Source organism: Paraburkholderia graminis (genome assembly GCF_003330785.1).
Taxonomy (GTDB): domain Bacteria; phylum Pseudomonadota; class Gammaproteobacteria; order Burkholderiales; family Burkholderiaceae; genus Paraburkholderia; species Paraburkholderia graminis.
This window is the reverse complement of sequence record NZ_CP024934.1, coordinates 2311696-2336454: the sequence shown is the minus strand read 5'-3', so window position 1 is coordinate 2336454 and position 24759 is coordinate 2311696. Positions and strand designations below refer to the sequence as shown.

The 24759-nt window shown below is 65.0% G+C and carries 18 protein-coding genes; 12 read left to right on the top strand and 6 right to left on the bottom strand.

Annotated elements, in window-relative coordinates; translation table 11 throughout:
• Nucleotides 1-23: 23 nt before the first annotated feature.
• The 3 genes from CUJ91_RS10330 to dapC all read right to left on the bottom strand — a co-directional run bounded on the left by CUJ91_RS10330 (nt 24) and on the right by dapC (nt 2541).
• A complete protein-coding gene (locus tag CUJ91_RS10330) occupies nt 24-389 on the bottom strand; it encodes an ArsC family reductase (protein WP_006053008.1) in 366 nt (121 codons plus the stop codon).
• Entirely contained in the window at nt 389-1216 is an 828-nt protein-coding gene (gene dapD / locus CUJ91_RS10325) for a 2,3,4,5-tetrahydropyridine-2,6-dicarboxylate N-succinyltransferase (RefSeq protein ID WP_053858274.1), read from the bottom strand. Before dapD ends, CUJ91_RS10330 begins: the two co-directional genes overlap by 1 nt.
• Before the next feature lie 107 nt (nt 1217-1323).
• Nucleotides 1324-2541: a succinyldiaminopimelate transaminase gene (gene dapC / locus CUJ91_RS10320; RefSeq protein WP_114156174.1), complete on the bottom strand. Its 1218-nt coding sequence runs from the start codon at nt 2539-2541 to the stop codon at nt 1324-1326.
• A gap of 428 nt (nt 2542-2969) precedes the next feature.
• On the opposite strand from dapC, the gene CUJ91_RS10315 reads away from it, so the two are divergent.
• From CUJ91_RS10315 to def, 5 genes are all read left to right on the top strand, one after another.
• Nucleotides 2970-3995, top strand: a complete 1026-nt coding sequence (locus CUJ91_RS10315) for a DMT family transporter (RefSeq protein ID WP_107706682.1) — start codon at nt 2970-2972, stop codon at nt 3993-3995.
• Nucleotides 3996-4155: 160 nt separating this feature from the next.
• Nucleotides 4156-7674: a chromosome segregation protein SMC gene (smc, locus tag CUJ91_RS10310; RefSeq protein ID WP_107706683.1), complete on the top strand. Its 3519-nt coding sequence runs from the start codon at nt 4156-4158 to the stop codon at nt 7672-7674.
• 138 nt (nt 7675-7812) lie between these two features.
• On the top strand, nt 7813-9120 hold the full coding sequence (locus CUJ91_RS10305; RefSeq protein ID WP_107706684.1) for a cell division protein ZipA C-terminal FtsZ-binding domain-containing protein: 1308 nt from the start codon (nt 7813-7815) through the stop codon (nt 9118-9120).
• Between the two features lie 186 nt (nt 9121-9306).
• Nucleotides 9307-11388 (top strand): NAD-dependent DNA ligase LigA, encoded by a 2082-nt coding sequence (gene ligA, locus CUJ91_RS10300; protein ID WP_107706685.1) that lies wholly within the window; start codon nt 9307-9309, stop codon nt 11386-11388.
• Nucleotides 11385-11918: a peptide deformylase gene (def, locus tag CUJ91_RS10295; protein ID WP_006048667.1), complete on the top strand. Its 534-nt coding sequence runs from the start codon at nt 11385-11387 to the stop codon at nt 11916-11918. The genes ligA and def overlap by 4 nt, the downstream gene beginning before the upstream one ends.
• A 118-nt stretch (nt 11919-12036) precedes the next feature.
• Here the strand turns inward: def and CUJ91_RS34785 are convergent, their stop codons facing one another.
• The 3 genes from CUJ91_RS34785 to map all read right to left on the bottom strand — a co-directional run bounded on the left by CUJ91_RS34785 (nt 12037) and on the right by map (nt 17868).
• Nucleotides 12037-13767: a pseudouridine synthase gene (locus CUJ91_RS34785; protein WP_425183905.1), complete on the bottom strand. Its 1731-nt coding sequence runs from the start codon at nt 13765-13767 to the stop codon at nt 12037-12039.
• Nucleotides 13768-14448: 681 nt separating this feature from the next.
• A complete protein-coding gene (locus CUJ91_RS10280) occupies nt 14449-17028 on the bottom strand; it encodes a [protein-PII] uridylyltransferase (RefSeq protein ID WP_006048670.1) in 2580 nt (859 codons plus the stop codon).
• Nucleotides 17029-17058: 30 nt separating this feature from the next.
• Nucleotides 17059-17868 carry a type I methionyl aminopeptidase gene (gene map, locus CUJ91_RS10275; RefSeq protein WP_006048671.1) on the bottom strand — a complete coding sequence of 270 codons (810 nt, stop codon included), beginning with the start codon at nt 17866-17868 and terminating at the stop codon, nt 17059-17061.
• Between the two features lie 509 nt (nt 17869-18377).
• On the opposite strand from map, the gene rpsB reads away from it, so the two are divergent.
• The 7 genes from rpsB (at nt 18378) to CUJ91_RS10240 (ending at nt 24753) form a co-directional block, all read left to right on the top strand.
• Nucleotides 18378-19130, top strand: a complete 753-nt coding sequence (gene rpsB / locus CUJ91_RS10270) for a 30S ribosomal protein S2 (protein ID WP_006048672.1) — start codon at nt 18378-18380, stop codon at nt 19128-19130.
• A gap of 181 nt (nt 19131-19311) precedes the next feature.
• Nucleotides 19312-20193, top strand: a complete 882-nt coding sequence (gene tsf, locus CUJ91_RS10265; protein ID WP_006048673.1) for a translation elongation factor Ts — start codon at nt 19312-19314, stop codon at nt 20191-20193.
• A 219-nt stretch (nt 20194-20412) separates the two neighbouring features.
• Complete coding sequence (gene pyrH / locus CUJ91_RS10260; RefSeq protein ID WP_006048674.1) at nt 20413-21126, top strand: UMP kinase; 714 nt, start codon at nt 20413-20415, stop codon at nt 21124-21126.
• A gap of 100 nt (nt 21127-21226) precedes the next feature.
• Nucleotides 21227-21787 (top strand): ribosome recycling factor, encoded by a 561-nt coding sequence (gene frr, locus CUJ91_RS10255; protein WP_006048675.1) that lies wholly within the window; start codon nt 21227-21229, stop codon nt 21785-21787.
• 152 nt (nt 21788-21939) lie between these two features.
• Nucleotides 21940-22722 carry a polyprenyl diphosphate synthase gene (uppS, locus tag CUJ91_RS10250; protein ID WP_006048676.1) on the top strand — a complete coding sequence of 261 codons (783 nt, stop codon included), beginning with the start codon at nt 21940-21942 and terminating at the stop codon, nt 22720-22722.
• Entirely contained in the window at nt 22716-23537 is an 822-nt protein-coding gene (locus tag CUJ91_RS10245) for a phosphatidate cytidylyltransferase (protein ID WP_107706687.1), read from the top strand. The genes uppS and CUJ91_RS10245 overlap by 7 nt, the downstream gene beginning before the upstream one ends.
• 10 nt (nt 23538-23547) lie before the next feature.
• Nucleotides 23548-24753, top strand: coding sequence for a 1-deoxy-D-xylulose-5-phosphate reductoisomerase (locus tag CUJ91_RS10240; RefSeq protein ID WP_053858268.1), 1206 nt, complete (start codon nt 23548-23550; stop codon nt 24751-24753).
• Nucleotides 24754-24759 lie beyond the last annotated feature (6 nt).

The window sequence follows — 24759 nt, the reverse complement described above, 5'->3', positions numbered from 1 at the left end:
TTTTTAGATAAACAACGCTACGCTTACGCAAACAACGCCGCGTATTCGTCGGCGGAAAAACCGAGCGACTTGACGCGGCCGTTGACCACCAGCACCGGCCGCTTGATCACCGACGGCTTGTGGATCATCAACGCGATCGCGCCCGGCTGCGTGTCGGCAGCGGCCTTCATGTCGTCGGACAGGCCGCGCCATGTGGTGCCGCGACGGTTCAGCAGCGCGTCGAGCTTCACGTCTTTCAGCCAGTCCTGCACGAGCGGCTCGGTCACGCCGGCCTTCTTGAAGTCGTGAAACTCGAACTCGACGCCGTGCTCCTCGAGCCACACGCGCGCTTTCTTCACCGTGTCGCAATTCGGAATACCGTAGACGACAGTTTTTGTGCCGCGCGCCATCAGTCGCCTCGCAGAAGCTCGTTCAGGCCGACCTTCGCGCGTGTCTTCGCGTCGACCTTCTTGACGATCACGGCGCAGTAGAGGCTATGCGAACCGTCCTTCGACGGCAGATTGCCCGCCACCACGACCGAACCCGCCGGAATGCGGCCATACGACACTTCGCCGGTTTCGCGGTCGTAAATCTTGGTGCTCTGGCCGAGGTACACGCCCATCGAAATGACCGAGTTTTCCTCGACGATCACGCCTTCCACCACTTCCGAGCGCGCGCCGATAAAGCAGTTGTCCTCGATGATGACCGGGTTCGCCTGCAGCGGCTCCAGCACGCCGCCGATGCCCACGCCGCCCGACAGGTGCACGTTCTTGCCGATCTGCGCGCACGAACCGACGGTGGCCCACGTATCGACCATCGAGCCTTCGTCGACGTAAGCGCCGATGTTGGTGTACGACGGCATCAGCACGACGTTTTTCGCGATGAACGAGCCGCGGCGCGCGATGGCGGGCGGCACGACACGAAAGCCGCCGGCCGCGAAGTCTTCAGCGGTGTAGTTCGCGAACTTCGACGGCACCTTGTCGTAGAACTGGCTGTAGCCGCCGGCCGGCATCGGCGCATTGTCTTCCAGGCGGAACGACAGCAGCACGGCTTTCTTCAGCCATTGATTGACGACCCAGTCGCCGTCTTTCTTCTCGGCGACGCGCAGCGCGCCCTTATCGAGTTGCTCGATGGCGTGGGCGACGGCTTCGCGCACGTCGGCCGGAGCGGCCTTGGGCGACAGCTCGGCGCGGTTGTCCCAGGCGGTGTCGATGATCTGCTGAAGTTGTTGCGACATATGCGTGCTTTATGAAGAGTTGAAGTCTGAAGAAGGGAGGCGGTGTGCAGTGTTCGCGCAAAGCCGGCAGCGCAAAGCCGGCAAGCGCAAACGCGGCAGCACGACAGTCAGCCCGCGAGCCCGCGGCAAAAATCGACGATTCGTTGCGCACCCTGCGTGCATTCGTCGACGTCGGCGACGAGCGCCATGCGCACGAAATTGCGGCCTGGGTTCACGCCGTGCGCGGTGCGCGCGAGGAACGAACCCGGCAGAACGGTCACATTATAGTCGGCGTAAAGACGCTGGGCGAACTCGGTATCGGAGAGGCCGGTGCGCGAGACGTCGGCCCACAGATAGAACGCGGCGTCCGGCAGACGCACGTCGAGCACCTCGGCGAGCATCGGCGTGACCGTCGAAAATTTCTGCACGTATTTCGCGCGGTTCTCGCGCACATGCGCCTCGTCGTTCCAGGCCGCGATGCTGGCGCTCTGATACACGGTCGACAACGCCGCGCCGTGGTACGTGCGGTACAGCAGGAAGTCCTTGAGGATGGCGGCGTCGCCCGCGACGAAACCCGAGCGCATGCCCGGCACGTTCGAGCGCTTCGAGAGGCTCGACAGCATCACGAGCCGATCGTAGCCGCGGCCCAGTTTGTGCGCGGCTTCGAGGCCGCCGAGCGGTGGGTTGGCTTCGTCGAAGTAGATTTCGGAGTAGCACTCGTCGGAGGCGATCACGAAGCCGTGACGGTCCGACAGCGCGAAGAGTTCACGCCAGTCTTCGAGCGTCAGCACAGCGCCCGTCGGATTGCCGGGTGAGCACACGTACAGCAACTGCGTGCGGGCCCAGATCGCTTCGGGCACCGCCGAGTAATCGCACGCGAAGTTGCGCGCCGGGTCGCTGTTCACGAAGTACGGCTCGGCGCCCGCGAGGATCGCGGCGCCTTCGTAGATTTGGTAGAACGGGTTGGGACAGAGTACGATCGCAGGCTCGCCTTCTGCATTACGCTTCGGGTCGATGACCGTTTGCGCGAGCGCGAACAGCGCCTCGCGCGAGCCCGACACCGGCAGCACCTCAGTCGCGGGATCGACGGGCGGCAGACTGTAGCGCTGCGTGACCCAGGTCGCGATCGACTCGCGCAACGGCGCCGAGCCGAGCGTCGCCGGATACGCGGACAGACCGCCGAGCGATGCGATCACCGCGTCGCGTATCAGCGCGGGCGTCGGATGCTTGGGCTCGCCAATGCCGAAGCTGATATGCGCGAGGCCGGCGGCCGGCGTGAGGTCCTTGAAAAGCGCGCGCAGCTTTTCGAACGGATAGGGCTGAAGGGAGTCGAGTAGCGGATTCACTGGGCGGATCGGGCCTGATCGAAGAAAGCGCGGAAAGAGGTGCGACGGCGCATGCGCCTCCGCTGGTGTCCTGTCGAGCCGCGCTAAGTGGCGGCGGGACGGCGGCGGCGAGCAGGGAATTATAGCGTGGCGTGGGGCGGGCTTGGGCCTGGCGCGGCGCGGACGGCGCGGGCCGTAACGCGAGCAGCAACGCAAACAACGACGAGCAGCAATACAAGCAGCAACACAAGCAACAAGACACGCAGCAACACGAACAGCAACACCGCAGGAGCAGCAATGTACGCAGGAGCCGGGCAGACATCCAGGCAATGCAGCCGTGAAAACACCGCTGCTTACCACACCAGCAACAGCAGTAACGCGAGCAAAACCAGCAACACCAGCAACGCCGTCGAGCGAATCGCCGCCACGCTCTCGCGGAGCCCGTCGCCATGACGAACTGGCTGCGCACAGGCTGGCCGACGCTCGCGATCATGCTGGGCGCGTCGGTGTGGGGCGTGATCTGGTATCCGTTGCGGATGCTGGCGTCGCTCGGCGTTACGGGCACGGCGGCGAGCGCGCTGACGAGCGGCGCGGGTTGCCTGTTCGTGCTGCTCGTGCGTCATCGGGCCATCCGGACCGTGCGCTGGCACTGGCTGCTGCCGGCGCTTGCGCTCGCCGCGGGCATCACGAATCTCGGCTTCGTGTGGGGCTCGATCCACGGCCAGGTGATGCGCGTGCTGCTGCTCTTCTATCTGACGCCCGCGTGGACCGCGCTGTTCGCGCATTTCATCCTGCATGAGCGCCTGACCTGGCCGGGCGCGGGTCTCGCCGCGCTGTCGCTCGTCGGCGCGATGACGATGCTATGGTCGCCGCAGCTCGGCATTCCGCTGCCGGGCAACCTCGCCGAATGGGCGGGCCTCGCGGGCGGCATGGGCTTCGCGATGAGCAACGTCCTGATCCTCAAGACAAGCCGCGTGTTGCCGCAGATGAAACCGGAGATGCGCACCGCGACCATCTTCGGCGGCGCGGCGATTTTCGGCGCGTGCGCGTCGCTGTTCGAAGCGATGCCCTCGCCGCCGACGGGCGCGCATCTCGGCACCGCGGCGTGGCTCGTGCTGGGGCTCGGTTTCCTGCTGGCGTCGAACAACATGCTGGTGCAGTACGGGCTCTCGCGCGTGCCGGCCAACCGGGCGTCGATCATCATGCTGTTCGAACTGGTAGTGACGGCGCTCTCCGCATGGCTCTTCGCCGGCGAAACGCCCGGCCCGCGCGAATGGGCGGGCGGCGCGTGCATCGTGCTGGCGTCGGCGCTGTCGAGCTGGATGCATCGCCCGAAGGCCATGCCGCCCGATCCCGCCAATCAGGACACTGGCGACGCCGCCGCGGCCGACCGCGACGACAAGGACGACAACAAGCACGACAGCGCGGGCGAACAGTCTAACGACCGCAAGAACCGCCGACGCGCGATGGTATGATTGCCCCTCATTAGCCGGCGCATGCGCGACCCGCGTGCAACCGGCGCCCCAATTCCCGAGGGCTGGCAAGGACCGTAGGCCGTCTCGCCGCAGCCGCGAACGGCTCGTGCGGTCTTCGTGAGCCACCTATTATTTTTCCTTCTCAAACAGCGAAATCGCCGTGCGTCTGACCTCGATCAAACTCGCTGGATTCAAGTCATTCGTCGATCCCACGCATTTCCAGGTTCCGGGCCAGCTAGTCGGCGTGGTCGGACCGAATGGATGCGGCAAGTCCAACATCATCGACGCCGTGCGCTGGGTGCTCGGCGAATCGCGCGCCTCCGAGCTGCGCGGCGAGTCGATGCAGGACGTGATCTTCAACGGTTCGACTGCGCGCAAGCCGGGCAGCCGCGCGAGCGTCGAACTCGTGTTCGACAACGCGGACGGCCGCGCCGCCGGCCAGTGGGGCCAATATGCGGAGATTGCCGTCAAGCGCGTGCTGACGCGCGACGGCACCTCGAGCTATTACATCAACAACCTGCCGGCGCGCCGCCGCGACATCCAGGATATTTTCCTCGGCACGGGCCTCGGGCCGCGCGCGTACGCGATCATCGGGCAGGGCATGATCGCGCGCCTGATCGAAGCGAAGCCTGAAGAGTTGCGCGTGTTTCTCGAAGAAGCCGCGGGCGTCTCCAAGTACAAGGAACGCCGCCGCGAGACCGAGAATCGTCTGCATGACACGCGGGAAAACCTGACGCGGGTCGAGGACATCGTCCGCGAACTGAGCACGAATCTGGAGAAGCTCGAAGCGCAGGCGGTCGTCGCCACGCGCTACAAGGAACTGCAGACCGACGGCGAGGAAAAGCAGCGTCTGTTGTGGCTGTTGCGCAAGAACGAGGCGGGCAGCGAGCAGGAACGTCAGCAGCGCGCGATCGAACAGGCGCAGATCGACCTCGAGGCGCAAACCGCCAAACTGCGTGAAGTGGAAGCGCAACTCGAGACGCTGCGCGTCGCGCACTACTCGGCGAGCGACGCGATGCAGGGCGCGCAAGGCGCGCTCTACGAGGCGAACGCCGACGTCAGCAAGCTCGAAGCCGAGATCAAGTTCATTGTCGAATCGCGCAACCGCGTGCAGGCGCAGATTGCCGCGCTCACCGCGCAGCGCGAGCAATGGCTCGCGCAAGCCGAAAAGGCGCAAGGCGATCTGGAAGACGCCGAAGAGCAGCTTGCCGTCGCCGAAGAAAAAGCGGTAGTCGCCGAGGAAGAAGCCGCGGCGAAACACGACGCCATGCCCGCGCTCGAAGCGCGCTGGCGCGACGCGCAAGCGGAGCTGAACGCGGAGCGCGGCGGCATTGCGCAGACCGAACAGGCGCTCAAGCTCGAAGCCGCGCACCAGCGCAACGCCGACCAGCAATTGCAGCAGTTGCAGCAGCGTCACGAGCGGCTGAAAGCGGAAGCCGGCGGTCTCGATGCGCCCGACGAAGCGCAACTCGAAGAACTGCGCATGCAGCTCGCCGAGCACGAAGAAATTTTGCACGACGCGCAAGCGCGTCTCGCGGATGCGCAGGAAACGCTGCCGCGTCTGGACGCCGAACGGCGCGCCGCGCAAGAGCGCGTGCAGGCCGAAAGCGCGCAGATTCATCAGCTCGATGCGCGCCTCGCCGCGCTCAAGCAATTGCAGGAAAACGTGCAGACCGAAGGCAAGATCCAGCCGTGGCTCGAAAAGCACGAACTGGGTGCGTTGCCGCGTCTGTGGAAGAAGCTGCATGTCGAAGCCGGCTGGGAAGCCGCGCTCGAATCGATGCTGCGCGAGCGGCTTGCCGCGCTCGAAGTGTCGAATCTCGACTGGGTCAAGGCGTTCGCCACCGACGCGCCGCCCGCGAAGCTCGCGTTCTACGCACCACCCGTCGCCGGTCAGCCGGTTGCGGCGCCCGCTGGGCTGCGGCCGTTGCTGTCGCTGGTGCGGATCGACGACGCGGGCATCCGCGCCGTGCTCAACGACTGGCTCGGCCTCGCTTTCGTCGCCGACGATCTGCAGCAGGCGCTCAGCATGCGCGCGCAGTTGCCCGAAGGCGGCTCGTTCGTCGTGAAGGCGGGGCACGTGGTGACGCGCGTCGGCGTGCAGCTTTATGCCGCCGATTCCGAGCAGGCCGGCATGCTGGCCCGTCAGCAGGAAATCGAAAATCTCGCGCGCCAGGTGCGCGCTCAGGCTTTGCTCGCCGACGAAGCGAAGGCCGCCGCGATCCGCGCCGAAGCCGCGCACACGCAAGCCGCGCAGGCGCTGACCGACGTGCGCCAGCAAGCCGAGCGCGCGACGCAGCGTGTGCATGCGTTGCAGCTCGACGTGCTCAAGCTCACGCAGGCGCACGAGCGCTATACGCAGCGCAGCACGCAGATTCGCGAGGAACTCGAAGAGATCAATGCGCAGATCGACGAACAGCGCGCGCTGCGTGCCGAGTCGGAAGCGAACTTCGAGCGCTACGACGGCGAACTCGCGGAATTGCAGGCGCGTTTCGAAGATCATCAACTGGCTTTCGAGGCGCTCGACGAAGAGCTGACCACGGCCCGCGGACAGGCGCGCGATCTCGACCGCGCCGCCACCGACGCGCGCTTCGCCGCGCGCAACATGGCCGCTCGCATCGACGAATTGAAGCGCAGCATTCAGGTCGCGCATGAGCAGAGCGAGCGCGTGGCGGCGTCGCTGGAAGACGCGCGCGCCGAACTCGAAACGATCAACGAGCAGACCGCGCACACCGGCTTGCAGGACGCGCTCGACATTCGCGCGGTCAAGGAAGAGGCGTTGCACGCCGCTCGCCTCGAACTGGACGACCTGACCGCCAAGCTGCGCGCCGCCGACGAAACGCGTCTGACCGCCGAGCGCGCGCTGCAACCGCTGCGCGACCGCATCAACGAATTGCAGTTGAAGGAACAGGCCGCGCGGCTGAACGGCGAGCAGTTCGTCGAGCAACTGGCGGCAGCCGGCGTGGACGAGGCGGAACTGCAGGCCAAGCTCACGCCGGACATGAAGCCGTCGTACCTGCAGGGCGAAGTCACGCGCATCAACAACGCGATCACCGCGCTCGGTCCGGTCAACATGGCCGCGCTCGACGAACTGAAGGCGGCGACCGAGCGCAAGACGTTCCTCGACGCGCAATCGGCCGATTTGACGAGCGCGATCGAAACGCTCGAAGACGCGATCCGCAAGATCGACGCGGAAACGCGCACGCTGCTACAAGGCACGTTCGACGAAGTGAACCGTCATTTCGGCGAACTGTTCCCGCGTCTTTTCGGCGGCGGCCAGGCGAAGCTGATCATGACCGGCGACGAAATTCTCGACGCCGGCGTGCAGGTCATGGCGCAACCGCCGGGCAAGAAGAACTCGACCATTCATCTGCTGTCCGGCGGAGAAAAAGCGCTGACCGCGACCGCGCTGGTGTTCGCGATGTTCCAGTTGAATCCCGCGCCGTTCTGTCTGCTGGACGAAGTGGACGCGCCGCTCGACGACGCCAACACCGAACGTTTCGCGAACCTCGTGCGCGCGATGTCCGACAAGACCCAGTTCCTTTTCATCTCGCACAACAAGATCGCGATGGAAATGGCGCAGCAACTGATCGGCGTGACGATGCAGGAGCAGGGCGTGTCGCGCATCGTTGCCGTCGACATGGAAACGGCTGCGGGTTTCGCCCAGAATATCGTTTGAGCTTAGGTTCGAATTCGGTTCGAATTTCGTTTGAATCATGGAAGCGCGGCCGCCCGCGTTCAGCGCTGCGGCCGCGGCTGCGCGACACGTGGAGCGGGCATCGGGCCGCGCATATAAAGAATTGCTGATGGAGCATGCATGGACGAGTTGACACTCGGTTTGATCGGCGCGGGCGCCGTGGTGGTCGGGGGCGTGGTCGTGTACAACGCGTGGCAGAGCGCCAAGGTGCGTCGCAAGATGCCGCGGCCGATGCCGGCGGACGCCGCGGAGAGTTTCGCGCGCGACGACCACGAGGAGCAGAGCCCGTTCATCGAACCGGCCCGGCCGACCACGCGCCGCGAGCCGGTGGTCGGCGCGGATACGTCTGCCGATACGGCGTCGGCACGTGTAGAGCCGACTTTCGGCGCGCCGGTGGGCGCTGCGCCGCTCGATACGCCGGCTGATATTCAGGCCGAGACGACTACGCCGAACGGTTTTACACCAGCGGGCAATGACGACGATGCCGAGCGCGGTGCGAGCGCCGGTGCTGACAAAGACGCAGCGGCAGCACAATCCGCCGACGCTTCGCGCGAGCCCGACGAGCACATCGAACCGATCCTGCCTGCGGCCACTACTATCTCGTCGGCGCCGCCGGCTATCGTCGATCGCCGCATCGACTGCATCGTGCCGATTCGTCTGAACGGACCGGTTGCGGGCGACAAGGTCATCCCGCTTGCGCAGCGTTTGCGCCGCGCGGGCAGCAAGCCCGTGCATATCGAAGGCAAGCTCGAAGGCGGCGCGTGGGAACTGCTGCAAAACGGCGCGCGTTACGAAGAGTTGCGCGCGGCCGCGCAGTTGGCCAACCGCAGCGGCGCGCTCAACGAACTCGAGTTCTCCGAGTTCGTGACAGGCGTGCAGCAGTTCGCCGACGCGCTCGACGCATCGCCGGAATTTCCCGACATGCTCGAAACGGTTGCGATGGCGCGAGAGCTCGACGCTTTCGCCGCGCAGTGCGACGCGCAGTTGTCGATCAACGTGCTGTCGGACGGCGCGCCGTGGTCGGCCAACTATGTGCAGGCGGTCGCTTCGCAAGACGGCTTGCTGCTGTCGCGCGACGGCACGCGCTTCGTCAAGCTCGACGCGCGCCAGAGCCCGGTGTTCATGCTGCAGTTCGGCGACACCAATTTCCTGCGCGACGACCTCACGTACAAGGGCGGGCAGATGATCACGCTGGTGCTCGACGTGCCGGTCGCCGACGAAGACATCCTGCCGTTCCGTCTGATGTGCGACTACGCGAAGTCGCTGGCCGAGCGCATCGGCGGGCGAGTGGTCGACGATGGTCGGCGCCCGTTGCCCGAGACCGCGCTGCTCGCGATCGAAAAGCAGCTCATGACGCTTTACGCGAAGCTCGAGCAGGCCGGCATTCCGGCGGGCTCGCCGGCCACGCGGCGCCTCTTCAGCCAGTAACTCACCGAAGGTTTCCAGTGTTGCCGACGGCCGCGCGATGCGCGGCCGTTGTCGTTTGCAAATGACGTTGCGCTCACTTTAACGCCATTGCACGAGGCCCGAAACCTGGCCATTCGGACGATGTAAAGGGGCACGCTTTCCTGCGATAATCCAGTGTCCGATTTCACTGAAGAAGCGTCCCACAGCATGGCTCGAACTCCCGCCTCACATTCAGCCACGAGCGCTCCGGCCGAGCGCGATCCGGCTGCACGCGCCGAGTGGCTGCGCGCGGAACTCGAACGCGCCAACTACGCGTACTACGTGCTCGACCAGCCTGATCTGCCCGACGCCGAATACGACAAGCTGTTCAAGGAGCTCGAAAGCATCGAGGCGGAGCACCCGGATCTGATCGTGCCGGATTCGCCCACCCAGCGCGTGGGCGGCGAAGCGGCGAGCGGCTTCGAGCCGGTCGTTCACGACCAGCCCATGCTGTCGCTGAACAACGGTTTCGCCGACGAAGACATCATCGCGTTCGACAAGCGCGTCGGCGACGCGCTCGGCAACAATGCGAAAGAGCCGCCGGTGCCCGTCGACTACGCAACGGAGCTCAAGTTCGACGGCCTGGCCATCTCGCTACGTTACGTCGACGGCGTGTTCGTGCAGGCCGCGACTCGCGGCGACGGTGCGACGGGCGAGAACGTCACCGAAAACATCCGCACGGTCCGTTCGATTCCGCTCAGGCTCAAAGGCAAGCGCGTGCCGCACATACTCGACGTGCGCGGCGAAGTGCTGATGTTCAAGCGTGACTTCGAACGTCTGAACGAGCGTCAGCGCGCGGCGGGACACAAGGAGTTCGCCAATCCGCGCAATGCAGCCGCAGGCAGCTTGCGTCAGCTCGATCCGAAGATCACCGCGCAGCGGCCGCTGTCGTTCTTTGCCTATGGCATCGGCGTGCTCGACGGCATCGAGATGCCGGCCACGCACAGCGAACTGCTCGACTGGTACAAGGAGCTTGGCCTGCCGGTCAATTCGGAGCGCGCGGTCGTGAAGGGCGCCGAAGGTTTGCTCGCGTTTTTTCACGCGGTGGGCGAGAAGCGCGACAAGCTGCCGTACGACATCGACGGCGTGGTCTACAAGGTCAACCGGCGCGACGAGCAGGAAGCGCTGGGCTTTGTATCGCGTGCGCCGCGTTTTGCGCTCGCGCATAAATTCCCAGCACAGGAGGCGCTTACGAAGCTCGTCGCGATCGACGTGCAGGTCGGGCGCACCGGCGCAATCACGCCCGTTGCGCGGCTCGAGCCGGTGTTCGTCGGCGGAGCCACGGTGACCAATGCGACACTGCATAACGAAGACGAAGTGCGCCGCAAGGACATCCGCATCGGCGACACGGTGATCGTGCGGCGTGCCGGCGACGTGATTCCCGAAGTGGTGAGCGCGCTCATCGACCGTCGTCCGGATGACGCTCGCGAATTCGTGATGCCGACGCATTGCCCGGTGTGCGGCTCCAACATCGAACGGCTGCCGGACGAGGCGATTGCGCGCTGCACGGGCGGCCTTTTTTGTCCGGCGCAGCGCAAGCAGGCGCTGTGGCATTTCGCGCAGCGGCGCGCGTTGGACATCGACGGATTGGGCGAAAAAATTATCGATCAACTCGTCGAACAGAACCTGGTGCGCACGCCCGCCGATCTGTTCAACCTCGGCTTCTCGACGCTCGCGCAACTCGACCGTTTCGCCGACAAGTCCGCGCAGAACCTGCTCGACTCGCTCGAGAAGGCGAGGCACACCACGCTCTCGCGTTTCATCTACGCACTGGGGATTCGGCATGTCGGCGAATCCACGGCAAAGGATCTGGCGAAGCACTTCGGCTCGCTGGACCCGATCATGGAGGCTTCGGTGGAGGCGCTGCTCGAAGTCAACGACGTCGGGCCGGTTGTCGCCGAATCCATTCACCAGTTTTTCGCCGAAGAGCACAACCGCACGGTGATCGAGCAACTGCGCGCGCACGGCAAGGTCACATGGCCCGAGGGCCCGCCCGCGCCGAAGGCGCCGCAAGGCGTGCTGGCCGGCAAGACCATTGTGCTGACCGGCACGTTGCCGAGCCTTGCCCGCGAAGAAGCGAAGGAAATGCTGGAAGCGGCCGGCGCGAAAGTGGCCGGCTCGGTGTCGAAGAAAACAGACTATGTGGTGGCAGGGGCCGAAGCTGGCAGCAAGTTGGTGAAGGCCGAGGAACTCGGCATTCCCGTACTCGACGAAGATGGTATGCGTAAGCTCCTGGAGGGGCAGTCATGATCCGCGAAATTCTCAAGATGGGCGATCCGCGCCTGTTGCGTATTGCCGATCCGGTCGATCACTTCGACACGCCGGAATTGCATGAGCTCATTAAAGACATGTTCGAGACCATGCACGACGCGAACGGGGCAGGGCTTGCCGCGCCGCAAATCGGCGTCAATCTGCAGGTGGTGATCTTCGGCTTCGGCAGCAATGAGCGTTATCCGGACGCGCCGCCCGTGCCGGAAACCGTGCTGATCAATCCGACCATCACGCCGGTCTCGCTCGATATGGAAGAGGGCTGGGAGGGCTGCCTGTCGGTGCCGGGCTTGCGCGGCGCGGTCAGCCGCTTTTCGATGATCAAGTATCACGGCTTCGATCAGTACGGCAAACCGATCGACCGCGTTGCCGAAGGGTTCCATGCGCGCGTCGTGCAGCACGAATGCGATCACCTGATCGGCAAGCTGTATCCGATGCGAATCAACGATTTCGCGAAGTTCGGCTTTACGGAAGTGCTGTTTCCGGACCTGGACCCGAATAGCGACGATTGAGGCGGAAGTTCGAGGCGAAAGAAAAAACTCACGCAAATGAGTGGGTTCGATGAGATTGCTGGATGACTGGGACAGCCCGATCGGCTTACGCTGATCGGGCTGTTTTTTCGGACGTCTGTCAGAACGACTCGTCGGCGGCCAGGTAGCGCCACTGTCCGGGCGGCAGCGCGCCGAGCACCACGCGACCCATCCGCACGCGCTTCAAGCCGATCACTTCGAGGCCGACCAGTTCGCACATCCGGCGAATCTGGCGCTTCTTGCCCTCGCGCAGCACGAAGCGCAACTGCTCGCCGTTTTGCCAGCTGACCTGCGCGGGCTTGAGCGGGACGTCGTCGAGCGAGAGGCCGTGGCGCAGCAATTCGAGGCTTTCCGCCGGAAAGTGACTTTCGACGTCGACGGTATGCTCGCCGTAGGCGACGCGCACCAGATATTCCTTGTCGATCTCCGAATGCCCGCCGATCAGTTGCTTGGCGATGCGGCCGTCCTGCGTCAGCACCAGCAAGCCCGTTGAATCGATGTCGAGACGCCCGGCCGGCGCCAGTTGACGCAAATGCGCGACGGAAAAACGGATGTCCGAATGGTCGCCTTCCCAGCGGTTTTCCGGCGTCACGAGCGTGATGGCCGGCTGATAGCCGTCCTCCGCCTGGCCCGACACGTAGCCGACTGTCTTATGGATCAGCACCGTGACCTGGCTCGCTTGCACGGCTTCGGCGGCGGGGTCGATCTCGATCCGCTGATCGGGACGCACTTTAGTGCCCAGCGTGTCGATCCGTTCGCCGTCGACGAGCACCCAGCCTTTCTCGATCCATTCGTCGGCCTCGCGGCGCGAACAGAGGCCAAGCTCCGACATGAGCTTGGACAGACGCAGCGTGCCTGGCGCGTCTTCGATGTCGCGACGCGGTGTGCGCGGGGCCTGCTCGGCTTGCGCGTGACGGTCGGCCGATGCGGCGCCGCGCGGCTTGCCGGCGCGCGCGGGGCGGTCGTCGGGGCCGCGGCGTGTGGCGGATGGCTTATCGAAGCTGCGGGGGGCGCGGTCCGTGCGCTCTGTGCGCGGGGCGGAGGCGTTGCTGAAATCGCGTCGGGCGGGTGTGCGTTCGCCGCGTTCGTCACGGGGCGCGCGTGCTTCACGGTCCGGGCGGTCGCCGTAGCCGCTCTTCACGGGCTTCGCAAAGCTTCGTTCTCCACGCTCTCCGCGTTCGCCTTCGAAGCGACGCGGGGCGCTGTCGCTACGCGGTCCGCGCTCGCTGCCGAAACGCGGGCGATCGGATGCGTCGCGCTCGCGGCCCGTCGGACGTTCGCCGCGCGCACCGGCTTCCGCAGGACGGCCTGCTCCGGTGCGTGGTCCAGCAAATGGCCGGCGCTCGCCGCTGTCGCCGCGCGGCGCACGGTCTCCACCGAATTTGCGCGCGGCGCCGCCGTCGGCGTTGCCGTCGAAGCGGCGGGGCGGGCGCTCGGTGCTGTCTCCGAAACGACGGGGGGCGCGTTCCGCGCCTGCGCCGCGAGGGGCTCGGTCGGTGCTGCCGGTGCGGTCTTCGAAGCGTCGCGGTGTGCGGTCGCTGCTGCCGGCGCGGTCTTCAAAGCGTCGGGGTGTGCGGTCGGCGCTGCCGGCGCGGTCGCCGACCGGTGCGCGAGGTCCGCGCTCGCTGCCACCTGCGCGATCGTCAAAGCGTCGGGGTGCGCGGTCACTGCCGCCCGCCCGATCTTCAAAACGTCGCGGTGCCCGTTCGGCGCGCTCGCCGGCCGGGGCACGAGGTCCGCGCTCACCACCACCTGCGCGATCGTCGAAGCGCCGCGGTGGGCGGTCGCTGCTACCGGCACGATCTTCAAAGCGTCGCGGTGCGCGCTCGATGCGGTCGCCGGCCGGGGCACGAGGCCCGCGGTCGCTGCCACCTGCGCGATCCTCGAACCGTCGCGGTGCTCGCTCGCCGCCACCTGAGCGATCTTCAAAGCGTCGCGGCCCACGTTCGGCGCGCTCGCCGGCCGGGGCACGAGGCCCTCGCTCACCACCACCTGCGCGATCCTCGAACCGTCGCGGTGCGCGCTCGCTGCTACCGGCGCGATCTTCAAAGCGCCGCGGCCCACGCTCAGCGCGGTCGCCGGCTGGGGCACGCGGTGCGCGCTCGCGACCACCGGCCCGATCCTCAAACCGTCGCGGCGCTCGCTCGCCACCGCGCTCACTGCTTCCTTCAAAACGCCGTGCAGGCGCACCGCTCGTACCTTCGCGACGCGGCGGCCGATCGGACCCGCTCCGCCGCGCGCCAGCCGCGCCGCCAGCCCCGCCAGCGCCACGCTCACGCGCGAACCCACCTTCCTCGCGAGGAGCACGCGGCGCGCGTGCGCCAGCCGAACGTTTCTCGCCCGCCGACGCCCCCGCGCCTTCGCCGCGCGCCTCGCCCGGGCCGGACGTCGACGGTTTGGGTCCCGCCGGCCGTGTCGGCTTGCGCGCCGACGTGCTGCCGCTACGGACAGGGGCGCGTTCGGACGAAGCCGGCCGCGGGTGCTTGGCTGTTAATTTGACTCGCATGAAATCTCACACTGCGATCGCGCGCAGCAGTTCCGTCTCGACCTGAATTTGCAGGCGGTTGTCCGACAGACCGTGCCCGTCCAGCAGGAACACGTCCTCGACGCGTTCGCCGAGCGTATTAATCCGTGCCGACGCGACGCCGACACGATGTTCGGCGAGCACGCGCGCGATCGAATAAAGAAGGCCTGGCCGGTCGTTCGCCGACACGGACAGGATGTAGTATTGGCCGCGATCGTCGGCCCGAAGATCGACGCGCGGCGTAACAGGGAAGGTCCGCGACAGCCGCGACAAGCGGCCCTTCGACGGGCCCGGAAGCCAGGTGCCGTCGCCGGTGAGGCGCGCGGTCAGTTCCTGTTCGACGAGATTGGCAATGTCGCGATAATGCACGTCTTCTTCGGTATGCGCGACGAGGAAATTATCGAGCGCGTAGCCGTGACGCGTCGTGCTGACGCGCGCATCCAGCACCGACAAGCCATTGCGGTCGAAATACGCGCAAATGCCGGCGAACAGATCCGGCTGGTCCTTCACGTACACGAGCACCTGAAGCGCTTCGCCGATCGGCGACGGGCGAGCCCGGACGATCGGCGTCGGCGTCTCGACGTAACGGTAGAGCACACGCGTTTGCCAAGCGATGTCGGCCGCGTCGTGACGCAGGAAATAGCCGACGTCGAGCTTGTCCCACAGCGCCTTCTGCGCGCCTTCCGGCACTGTTTCGAGACGCAAGAGCGCAAGCGCCTCTTCCTGACGCGACTCCAGTTCCGAATGCGCGTCCGGCCGCGCGCCGCCGAGCACGGCGAGCGTCGCGCGATACAGGTCCTCGAGCAGCTTGCCCTTCCACGTATTCCAGACCTTCGGGCTGGTTCCGCGGATGTCGGCCACCGTCAGCAGGTACAGCGCGGTCAGGCGGCGCTCGGTGCCGACCAGTTCCGCGAATCGCTTGATGACCTCGGGATCGCTCGTGTCCTGCTTTTGCGCGACCTGGCTCATGGTCAGATGCTGCTGGACGAGCCAGACGACCAGTTCGCCGTCGTCGCCCTCGATGCCGTGATTGCGGCAGAAGCGCCGCGCGTCGGCCATGCCGAGCGTGGAATGGTCGCCGCCGCGGCCTTTCGCAATGTCGTGAAAGAGCGCCGCGACGTACAGTACCCACGGCCGGTCGAAGCTGACGATCAACTGGCTGCAGAACGGATATTCATGCGCGTGTTCGGCCACGGCGAAGCGCCGCAGATTGCGCAGCACCATCAGAATGTGCTGATCGACCGTGTAGACGTGATACAGGTCGTGCTGCATCTGTCCGACGATGCGCCGGAAATTCAGCAAATATCGCCCTAGCACGCTGGTCTGGTTCATCAGGCGCAACGCGTGCGTGATGCCGGCCGGCTGCTTCAGGATGTCCATGAAAAGACGCCGGTTTTCCGGATCGCGGCGCCAGTGCTGGTCCATCACCTCGCGCGCGTTGTAGATGGCGCGCAGCGTACGCGCCGAAAGCCCTTTCACGCCCGGCGTCTGCTCGTACAGCAGGAAGGCTTCGAGAATGGCGTTCGGTTCGCGCTGGAACAGGTCGTCGCTGGCGATTTCCAGCATGCCCTGTTTTTCGACGAAACGGTCCGACAGCACCCGCGTAATGCCGCTCGTGCTGGGAAAAAGCTGAGCCTCGATGTTCTGGATCAGAATTGTCGCGAGCTGCGTGACCGCCTTCGCCGCCCAGTAATAGCGGCGCATCAGCTGTTCGCTCGCGCGCTTGGTGGCGGTCGGCTTGTAGCCGAAACTCTCGGCTACCGGCGTTTGCAGATCGAACACCAGAATGTCCTGGCGACGGCCGGCAGTGACGTGGACCCGCGCCCGCAGCGACTTGAGGAAGCCCTCGTTGCGCCGCAGTTCCTGCGCTTCGCGCTCGGTGATGAGTCCGCGCGCCTCGAGTTCGCGCCAGCTACTGCCGAAGCCGGCCGCCTGGGTCACCCACAGAATTAGCTGAAGATCCCGCAGACCGCCGGGGCTTTCCTTGATATTCGGCTCGAGCGCGTAAGGCGTGTCCTGGAACTTGGCGTGACGCTGACGCATTTCCAGCACTTTCGCCTGGAAAAACGCTTTCGGATCGAGCGCCTCGCGATAGCGCTTCGCGAAGTCGTCGAACAGGGCCGCGCTGCCGGTAATGCGCCGCGCTTCGAGCAGCGACGTGCGCACGGTGACGTCGTTAGCGGCTTCTTCCAGACACTGCGAGACGCTGCGTACGCTGCTGCCCAGCTCGAGCCCGAGATCCCACGCGAGGCTGATGAAACGCTCGATGCGCGCTTCCAGATGCTCGAGCGGCGCGTCCGGCAGCAGCACCAGAATGTCGATGTCGGAATGCGGAGCCAGTTCGCCGCGACCGAATCCGCCGACGGCGACGAGCGCCAGCTCGGCCGGCAGTTCGCAGGTGTTCCAGGCGGCGCGCAGGGAGTCGTCGGTGGTACGCGAGAGCGCCGCCATCAATCCTTCTACGTTGGTGGCGGTCCTGAAGCGTTCCAGCAACTGGGCTTTGGCCACTTTGTAGTCCGCCTTGAGCGACGTGGCGTGGGATCGGGCGACGGCTGGAACACTACTCATGGGCGGCTGGCGGTGAAAAGGCGGGATCGATCAGGCCGTGGCGGCGATCACCGGCGGGCGCGCGGGCGTGCCGGCGGACACGGTCAGCACGTCGTAGCCGGTTTCCGTCACGAGCACCGTGTGTTCCCATTGCGCCGACAGACTGCGGTCTTTCGTCTTGACGGTCCACTGGTCGGGCATGGTGCGGATGTCGCGGCGGCCGGCGTTGATCATCGGCTCGATCGTGAAGATCATGCCGGCTTGCAGTTCCAGCCCGGTGCCGGGGCGGCCGTAGTGCAGAATCTGCGGGTCTTCGTGAAACACGGTGCCGATGCCGTGGCCGCAATATTCGCGCACCACGCTGTAGCCTTGCGCCTCGGCGTGCTTCTGGATCGCATAGCCGATGTCGCCCAGATGCGCGCCGGGGCGGACCTGGTCAATGCCGAGCCACATGCACTCGAAGGTGGTCTGAACCAGCCGCTTCGCGAGAATCGAGCCCTCGCCGACGATGAACATGCGGCTCGTGTCGCCGAAGTAACCTTCCTTGATCACCGTAATGTCGATGTTCAGCGCGTCGCCGTTCTTCAGCGTCTTGTCGCCGGGAATGCCGTGGCAGATCACGTCGTTCACCGAGATGCAGGTGGCCTTGGGGTAGGGCGGATAGCCGGGCGGCTGATAATTCAGCGGCGCGGGCACGGTGCCCTGTTCCTTGAGCATATATTCGTGACACAGGCGGTCGAGTTCGCCGGTCGTGACGCCGGCCGTGACGAACGGCGTGATGTAGTCGAGCACTTCGCTCGCAAGTTTGCAGGCGACGCGCATTTGCGCGATGTCGTGTTCGTTTTTGAGCGTGATAGCCATGAGTCGGGCCTGAAATGCGATTTATTCCGGGATTATCGCACCATATTCCCCGTGCCGCAGTCTTTTGGCGGCGTTTCGGCGGCTGTAACGATAGAGCGGAGGGCTTTGCGGTTCACGGCTGGAAGACGACGCGCGAGGCGGCCAGCCAGGCGCCGGGTGCAACCGGAGCCCGCGCGAAGGAGCCACCCGGCAGGTTGAGTCGGCCGATAGTCGCATGCTATAATGTTTGGCTAAGTCGATCCTTTTCCTGTCCTGGTGGCTTCTTGTCATCGTTCAGACCGACTCTAGGCTGATTATGGTGGCAGCGGGCCAGCAACCAATCAACCAACGGCAGATAGAGGTGAAGCTTCCCGTGGCGCTTGTCGCCCGAGCCACGGGTGAGAGCAGTATCAAGGCGGCAGACTCGCAAGCCGGCGCACCCAGGGTGTTCGCGGCGCTCAGCCAGACAAGACATGGCGGCGCGGCGGATACGGCAGCCGGCTTAAGACCCAACCCTCGCGGAGATTTTCATGGCAGTTACCATGCGTCAAATGCTGGAAGCCGGTGTCCACTTCGGTCACCAAACGCGCTTCTGGAACCCGAAGATGGCCCCCTTCATTTTCGGCCATCGCAACAAGATTCACATCATCAACCTCGAAAAGACGCTGCCGATGTACAACGACGCGCTGAAGTACGCGCGTCAACTGGCAGCCAATCGCGGCACCATCCTGTTCGTCGGCACGAAGCGTCAGTCGCGTGACACGATCGCCCAGGAAGCGCAGCGCGCCGGCATGCCTTATGTCAACGCACGCTGGCTCGGCGGCATGCTGACCAACTTCAAGACGCTGAAGGTTTCGATCAAGCGCCTGAAGGACATGGAAGCGGCGCTGGAAGCAGGCGAAACGGAACGCATGAGCAAGAAGGAAGCTCTGCTGTTCGAACGCGAAATGGCCAAGCTGCAGAAGTCGATCGGCGGCGTGAAGGACATGGGCGGCATTCCGGACGCGATTTTCGTGGTCGACGTCGGCTACCACAAGATTGCCGTCACCGAAGCGAACAAGCTCGGCGTGCCGGTCATCGCAGTGGTCGATACGAACCACTCGCCGGAAGGCATCGACTACGTGATCCCGGGTAACGACGACGCCAGCAAGGCCGTCGCTCTGTACGCGGCCGGCGTGGCTGACGCGATCCTCGAAGGCCGTGCCAACGCGGTCAACGAAGTGGTGCAGGCTGCACGCGGCGACGACGGCGACGAGTTCGTCGAGGTCAACGCGGAAGCGTAAAGCTGCCCCGTGTCCGGCAAAAAAGGGGGCTTTCTACAGGCCCCCTTTTTTTAAGCCGCGACGCTGTAGCAAGGCGTTATCCGTAAAAAATTCGCATAACGCTGAAACGAATTCTTGCCGCCGGTATCGAAGTGCGGGCGGCGTGTGACACGGAACACAGACGGAACTCAAGGAGCAAATGATGGCGGCAATTACCGCAAGCATGGTTGCAGAACTGCGCGCAAAGACCGACGCGCCGATGATGGAATGCAAGAAGGCGCTGACGGAAGCCGACGGCGACATGGCGCGCGCCGAAGAGCTGCTGCGCGTGAAGCTGGGCAACAAGGCCAGCAAGGCGGCATCGCGCGTCACGGCTGAAGGCGTGGTCGCATCGTTCATCGGCGGCAATGCAGGTTCGCTGGTCGAGCTGAACTGCGAAACCGACTTCGTTTCGAAGAACGACGACTTCCTGGCTTTCTCGAAGAAGATCGCCGAACTGGTCGCCACGCAAAACCCGGCCGACGTCGCCGCGCTGTCCGCTCTGCCGCTCGACGGCCAGACCGTCGACGCAGTGCGCCTCGCGCTGGTCGGCAAGATCGGTGAAAACCTGTCGATCCGCCGTTTCGTGCGCTTCGAGACGTCGAACAAGCTGGCAGCGTACCTGCACGGCACGCGCATCGGCGTGCTGGTCGAGTACACCGGCGCCGACGAGCAGGTCGGCAAGGACGTGGCCATGCACATCGCCGCGATGAAGCCGGTCTCGCTGTCGTCGGACGACGTGCCGGCGGACCTGATCGCCAAGGAACGCAGCATCGCCGAGCAGAAGGCCGCCGAATCGGGCAAGCCGGCTGAAATCGTCGCGAAGATGGTGGAAGGCAGCGTGCAGAAGTACCTGAAGGAAGTGTCGCTGCTGAACCAGACGTTCGTTAAGAACGACAAGCAGACGATCGAACAGATGCTGAAGGCGGGCAACGCGAGCGTCCAGAAGTTTGCGCTCTTCGTGGTCGGCGAAGGCATCGAGAAGAAGCAGGACGACTTCGCCGCTGAAGTTGCCGCTCAAGTGGCTGCTGCGAAGCAACAATAAGCATCGCGAGTCTTAGCTAGTACCGTTGTACCCGCGGCGCAGCAAGACTGTGCCGCGGTCGGCAGCGCCGCAAGGCTGCGCGCGGGTTGATCCTCGCCGCGCGGCCGCCGCCGGTGGACCTTCCGGGTTCATCAATTTGGCGGCGCTTGCCCGAATCGGCGTTTCACCCCTACATTAGTCCCTTGTTGTTGCCCTGTTCTGCGCGATCTGGATACCCCTATGCCCACTGCCTACAAACGCGTCCTGCTCAAACTCTCCGGTGAAGCTCTGATGGGCGACGATGCCTTCGGCATCAATCGCGCGACCATCGAACGAATGGTGGCGGACGTGGCCGAAGTGGTCCGTCTTGGAACGCAGTTGGCGGTAGTGATCGGCGGCGGCAACATCTTCCGTGGCGTCGCGGGCGGCGCGGCCGGCATGGATCGCGCCACGGCCGACTACATGGGCATGCTGGCCACCATGATGAACGCGCTGGCGCTGCAAGACGCCATGCGTCACGCCGGCATCGAGGCGCGTGTGCAATCCGCGCTGCGCATGGACCAGGTCGTCGAGCCGTACATCCGTCCGCGCGCGATTCGCCAGCTCGAAGAAGGCAAAGTCGTGATTTTCGCGGCCGGCACCGGCAACCCGTTCTTCACGACCGACACGGCCGCCGCGCTGCGCGGCTCGGAAATCGGCGCCGAAGTCGTGTTGAAAGCCACCAAGGTGGACGGCGTCTACTCAGCCGACCCGAAGAAAGATCCGAGCGCGACGCGCTACACCACGATCAGCTTCGACGAGGCAATCGGCCGCAACCTGCAGGTCATGGACGCCACGGCGTTCGCGCTGTGCCGCGACCAGAAGCTGCCGATCCGCGTTTTTTCGATCGTCAAGCCGGGCGCATTGAAGCGCATCGTGCTCGGCGAGGACGAGGGCACCCTCGTCCACGTGTAAACTCTCGTTCACATAACGTGGGCTTTGACGCGAGCCCGGGCCGCCGCATATCGCGCGTGCTGGCCGGCTCGCACCGTTTTGAAGGTTCGGAGGTTTTAAAATGTCTGTGGCTGATATCAGGAAGGGCGCTGAACAAAAGATGCAGCGTTCCATCGACGCGTTCAAGAACGATCTGTCGAAAATCCGTACGGGCCGTGCGCACACGGGCCTGCTTGATCACATCCAGTGCGATTACTACGGCTCGCCGGTGCCTATCTCGCAGGTCGCGAACCTGACGCTGATCGACGCACGCACGATCGGCGTGCAGCCGTGGGAAAAGAAGATGGTCCCGGTCGTCGAAAAGGCGATCCGCGAGTCGGATCTCGGCCTGAACCCGGCTACCCAGGGCGACGTGATCCGCGTGCCGATGCCCGCGCTGACCGAAGAACGCCGCCGCGAACTGACGAAAGTCGTCAAGAGCGAAGCCGAAACGGCCAAAGTCGCCGTGCGCAATCTGCGCCGCGACGCGAACGAGCAACTGAAGAAGCTCGTTAAGGACAAGGAAATTTCGGAAGACGACGAACGCCGCGCCGGCGACGACGTTCAGAAGCTGACGGACAAATTCGTCGCTGAAATCGACAAGCTTGTTGTGACCAAAGAAGCAGAGATCATGACGGTATGAGGCTGCGAGGCTCCGAACAGAACGCCGGCTCGCTTCGGCGTTACTGTCTGTGCGGAGCTCGCGCGAAGTCCGAGTCGTGAAGCGCCAGGTCTGGGAGCACTCACACTTTCAGGATTTTTACTTCTTCATTTGCAGTTATTGTCCCGACGGCCATGACCTACACCAGTTCAACCGTGCGCGTGCCTGATGTCGCCGCGGTGCCGCGACACATCGCGATCATCATGGACGGCAACGGCCGTTGGGCCACCCAGCGCCGCTTGCCGCGCGTGGCCGGTCATACGCGCGGCGTCGACGCGGTGCGCGCGGCCGTCGAGGCGTGTGCCCGCCAGGGCGTCGAATATCTGACGCTGTTCGCTTTCAGCTCCGAAAACTGGCGCCGTCCGAACGACGAAGTGTCGTTCCTGATGCGCCTTTTCGTCACGGCGCTGGAGCGCGAAATCGGCAAGCTGCACGCAAACGGCATCCGTTTGCGCGTGGTCGGCGATCTCGAACGTTTCGATGCGCGCATCCGCGACCTGATCAAACGGGCGGAAACCAAGACGGCGCGCAATTCCCGCCTCACGCTGACCATCGCCGCCAATTACGGCGGCCGCTGGGACATCATGCAGGCGACCCGCAAGCTCGTGGAACAGGCCGCGCTCGCCGGCAAGCCGGTCGAGGTGAACGAGGATTCGTTCGCCGAGCATCTGTCCATGGCCTATGCGCCTGAGCCCGACCTCTTCATCCGCACGGGCGGCGAGCGGCGCGTCAGCAATTTCCTGCTGTGGCAACTCGCCTACACCGAGTTCTATTTCACCGACACCTTCTGGCCGGATTTCGACGCCGACGCGCTCGGCCGCGCGATTGCCTCATACGGCGAGCGCGAGCGCCGTTTCGGCCGCACCAGCGCTCAGCTCGAGCCGCAATCGCAAAACGTCGATTCGCTTCCATGCTAAAAACCCGTGTCATCACGGCGATTGTGCTTCTGGCGGTGTTCCTGCCCGTCACGTTGTTCGCGCCGGTCGGCGCGTTCGGCGCGCTGATCGCTTTCGTCGTCGTGTTCGCCGCATGGGAATGGGCCCGCCTGCTGAAGCTGGGCGGCGCCGGCCCGGTTATCTACGCGCTCGTCGCGGCGGTCGCGCTCGTGGCCAGCACGCGGCTTGGCATCGGCGTGGACAGCGCGCAGCCGTTTTACAAGGCGGCCGCCATTTTCTGGGTGATCGCCGGCCCGTTCGTGCTGCTGCGCAAGCCGACGCTCGCGCAAGGCGCCTGGCGCAGCTTTCTGCTGCTTGTCGGGATTGTGATATTCGTCGCCTGCTGGCATGCTCTCGTCGCCGCGCGCATGCAAGGCGTGCCGTTCGTGCTGTCGCTGCTGCTATTGGTATGGCTCGCGGATATCGGCGCATACTTCTCGGGTAAGGCGTTCGGCAAGCACAAGCTCGCGCCCGCCATCAGTCCCGGCAAGACGTGGGAGGGCGCGATCGGCGGCTGGCTCGCGGTGATGATCGTCGCGGTGGCGGCGGTCCTTTCGCATGCGTTCGAGCCGACCCTGTATTCTGAGCTGTGGGCGCATTGGGGCGCCCCGCGCGCGCTGCTTGCCCTGACGCTGCTGGTGGCGTTCAGCGTGGTGGGCGACCTTTTTGAATCCATGATGAAACGCCAGGCCGGCGTGAAAGATTCGAGCGGCCTGTTGCCGGGGCACGGAGGCGTGCTCGACCGCATCGACGCATTGTTGCCGGTGCTGCCGCTTGCCATGCTGCTGCTCGGCTAGAGAAAGAGATATGCAAAAACGTCTGACATTGCTCGGTTCCACGGGCTCGATTGGAGACAGCACGCTCGACGTCGTCGCGCGTCATCCCGAGCGCTTTTCGGTTTATGCGCTCACTGCGCACCGCAACGGCGACAAGCTCGTCGAGCAATGCCTGCGCTTCCGGCCAGAAGTCGCCGTGGTCGGCGACGCCGACACGGCGGCGCGCGTCGCGGCCAAGCTGCGCGACGCGGGCTGCAAGACGGAGGTGACGCACGGCGCCGAGGCGCTCGTCGAGGTGTCGAAGAGCGACGGCTGCGACACCGTGGTCGCGGCCATCGTCGGTGCGGCCGGCCTCGCGCCGAGCCTCGCGGCCGCGCGCGCCGGCAAGCGCATTCTGCTCGCGAACAAGGAAGCGCTCGTGATGTCGGGCGCGATCTTCATGGATGCCGTGCATGACAACGGCGCCGTGCTCTTGCCGGTCGACAGCGAACACAACGCCATTTTCCAGTGCCTGCCGCGCGAAGCCGCGCTGCATGGTGGCGTCTCCAAGATCATCCTGACCGCGTCGGGCGGCCCGTTCCGCACGCGCGAACCGGCCACGCTCGCCGACGTCACGCCCGATGAAGCCTGCAAGCATCCGAACTGGGTGATGGGCCGCAAGATCTCCGTCGACTCCGCGACCATGATGAACAAGGGCCTCGAGGTCATCGAGGCGCATTGGCTGTTCGGTTTGCCGGGCGAACGCATCGACGTGCTGATTCATCCGCAAAGCGTGATTCATTCGCTGGTGTCGTACGCCGACGGTTCGGTGCTCGCGCAACTCGGCAACCCCGATATGCGCACGCCGATCGCGCACGCGCTCGCGTTCCCGGATCGCGTGGATTCGGGCGTCGCGCAACTGGATCTCGTGGAAATCGCGTCGCTGTCGTTTGAAAAGCCGGACTACACGCGTTTCCCTTGCCTGGCATTGGCCATGAAGGCGCTCGCCGAAGGCGGCGTCGCCAGCGCGGCGCTCAATGCCGCTAACGAAATTGCTGTTGAAGCGTTCCTGTCGCGCCAGATCGGCTTCATGGCGATCGCGCAGGTGGTCGACTCGGTGCTCAACGCGTTGCCCAATCGCAGCGCGCATGCGCTCGAAGACGTGATCGAAGCGGACGCCGCCGCGCGTCGCGCCGCAGCCGAATTCATCGCGCGTCTGCCCGACGCCGCCCGCCGCACGGAACGCGCCGTCCAGTGAGGCGCC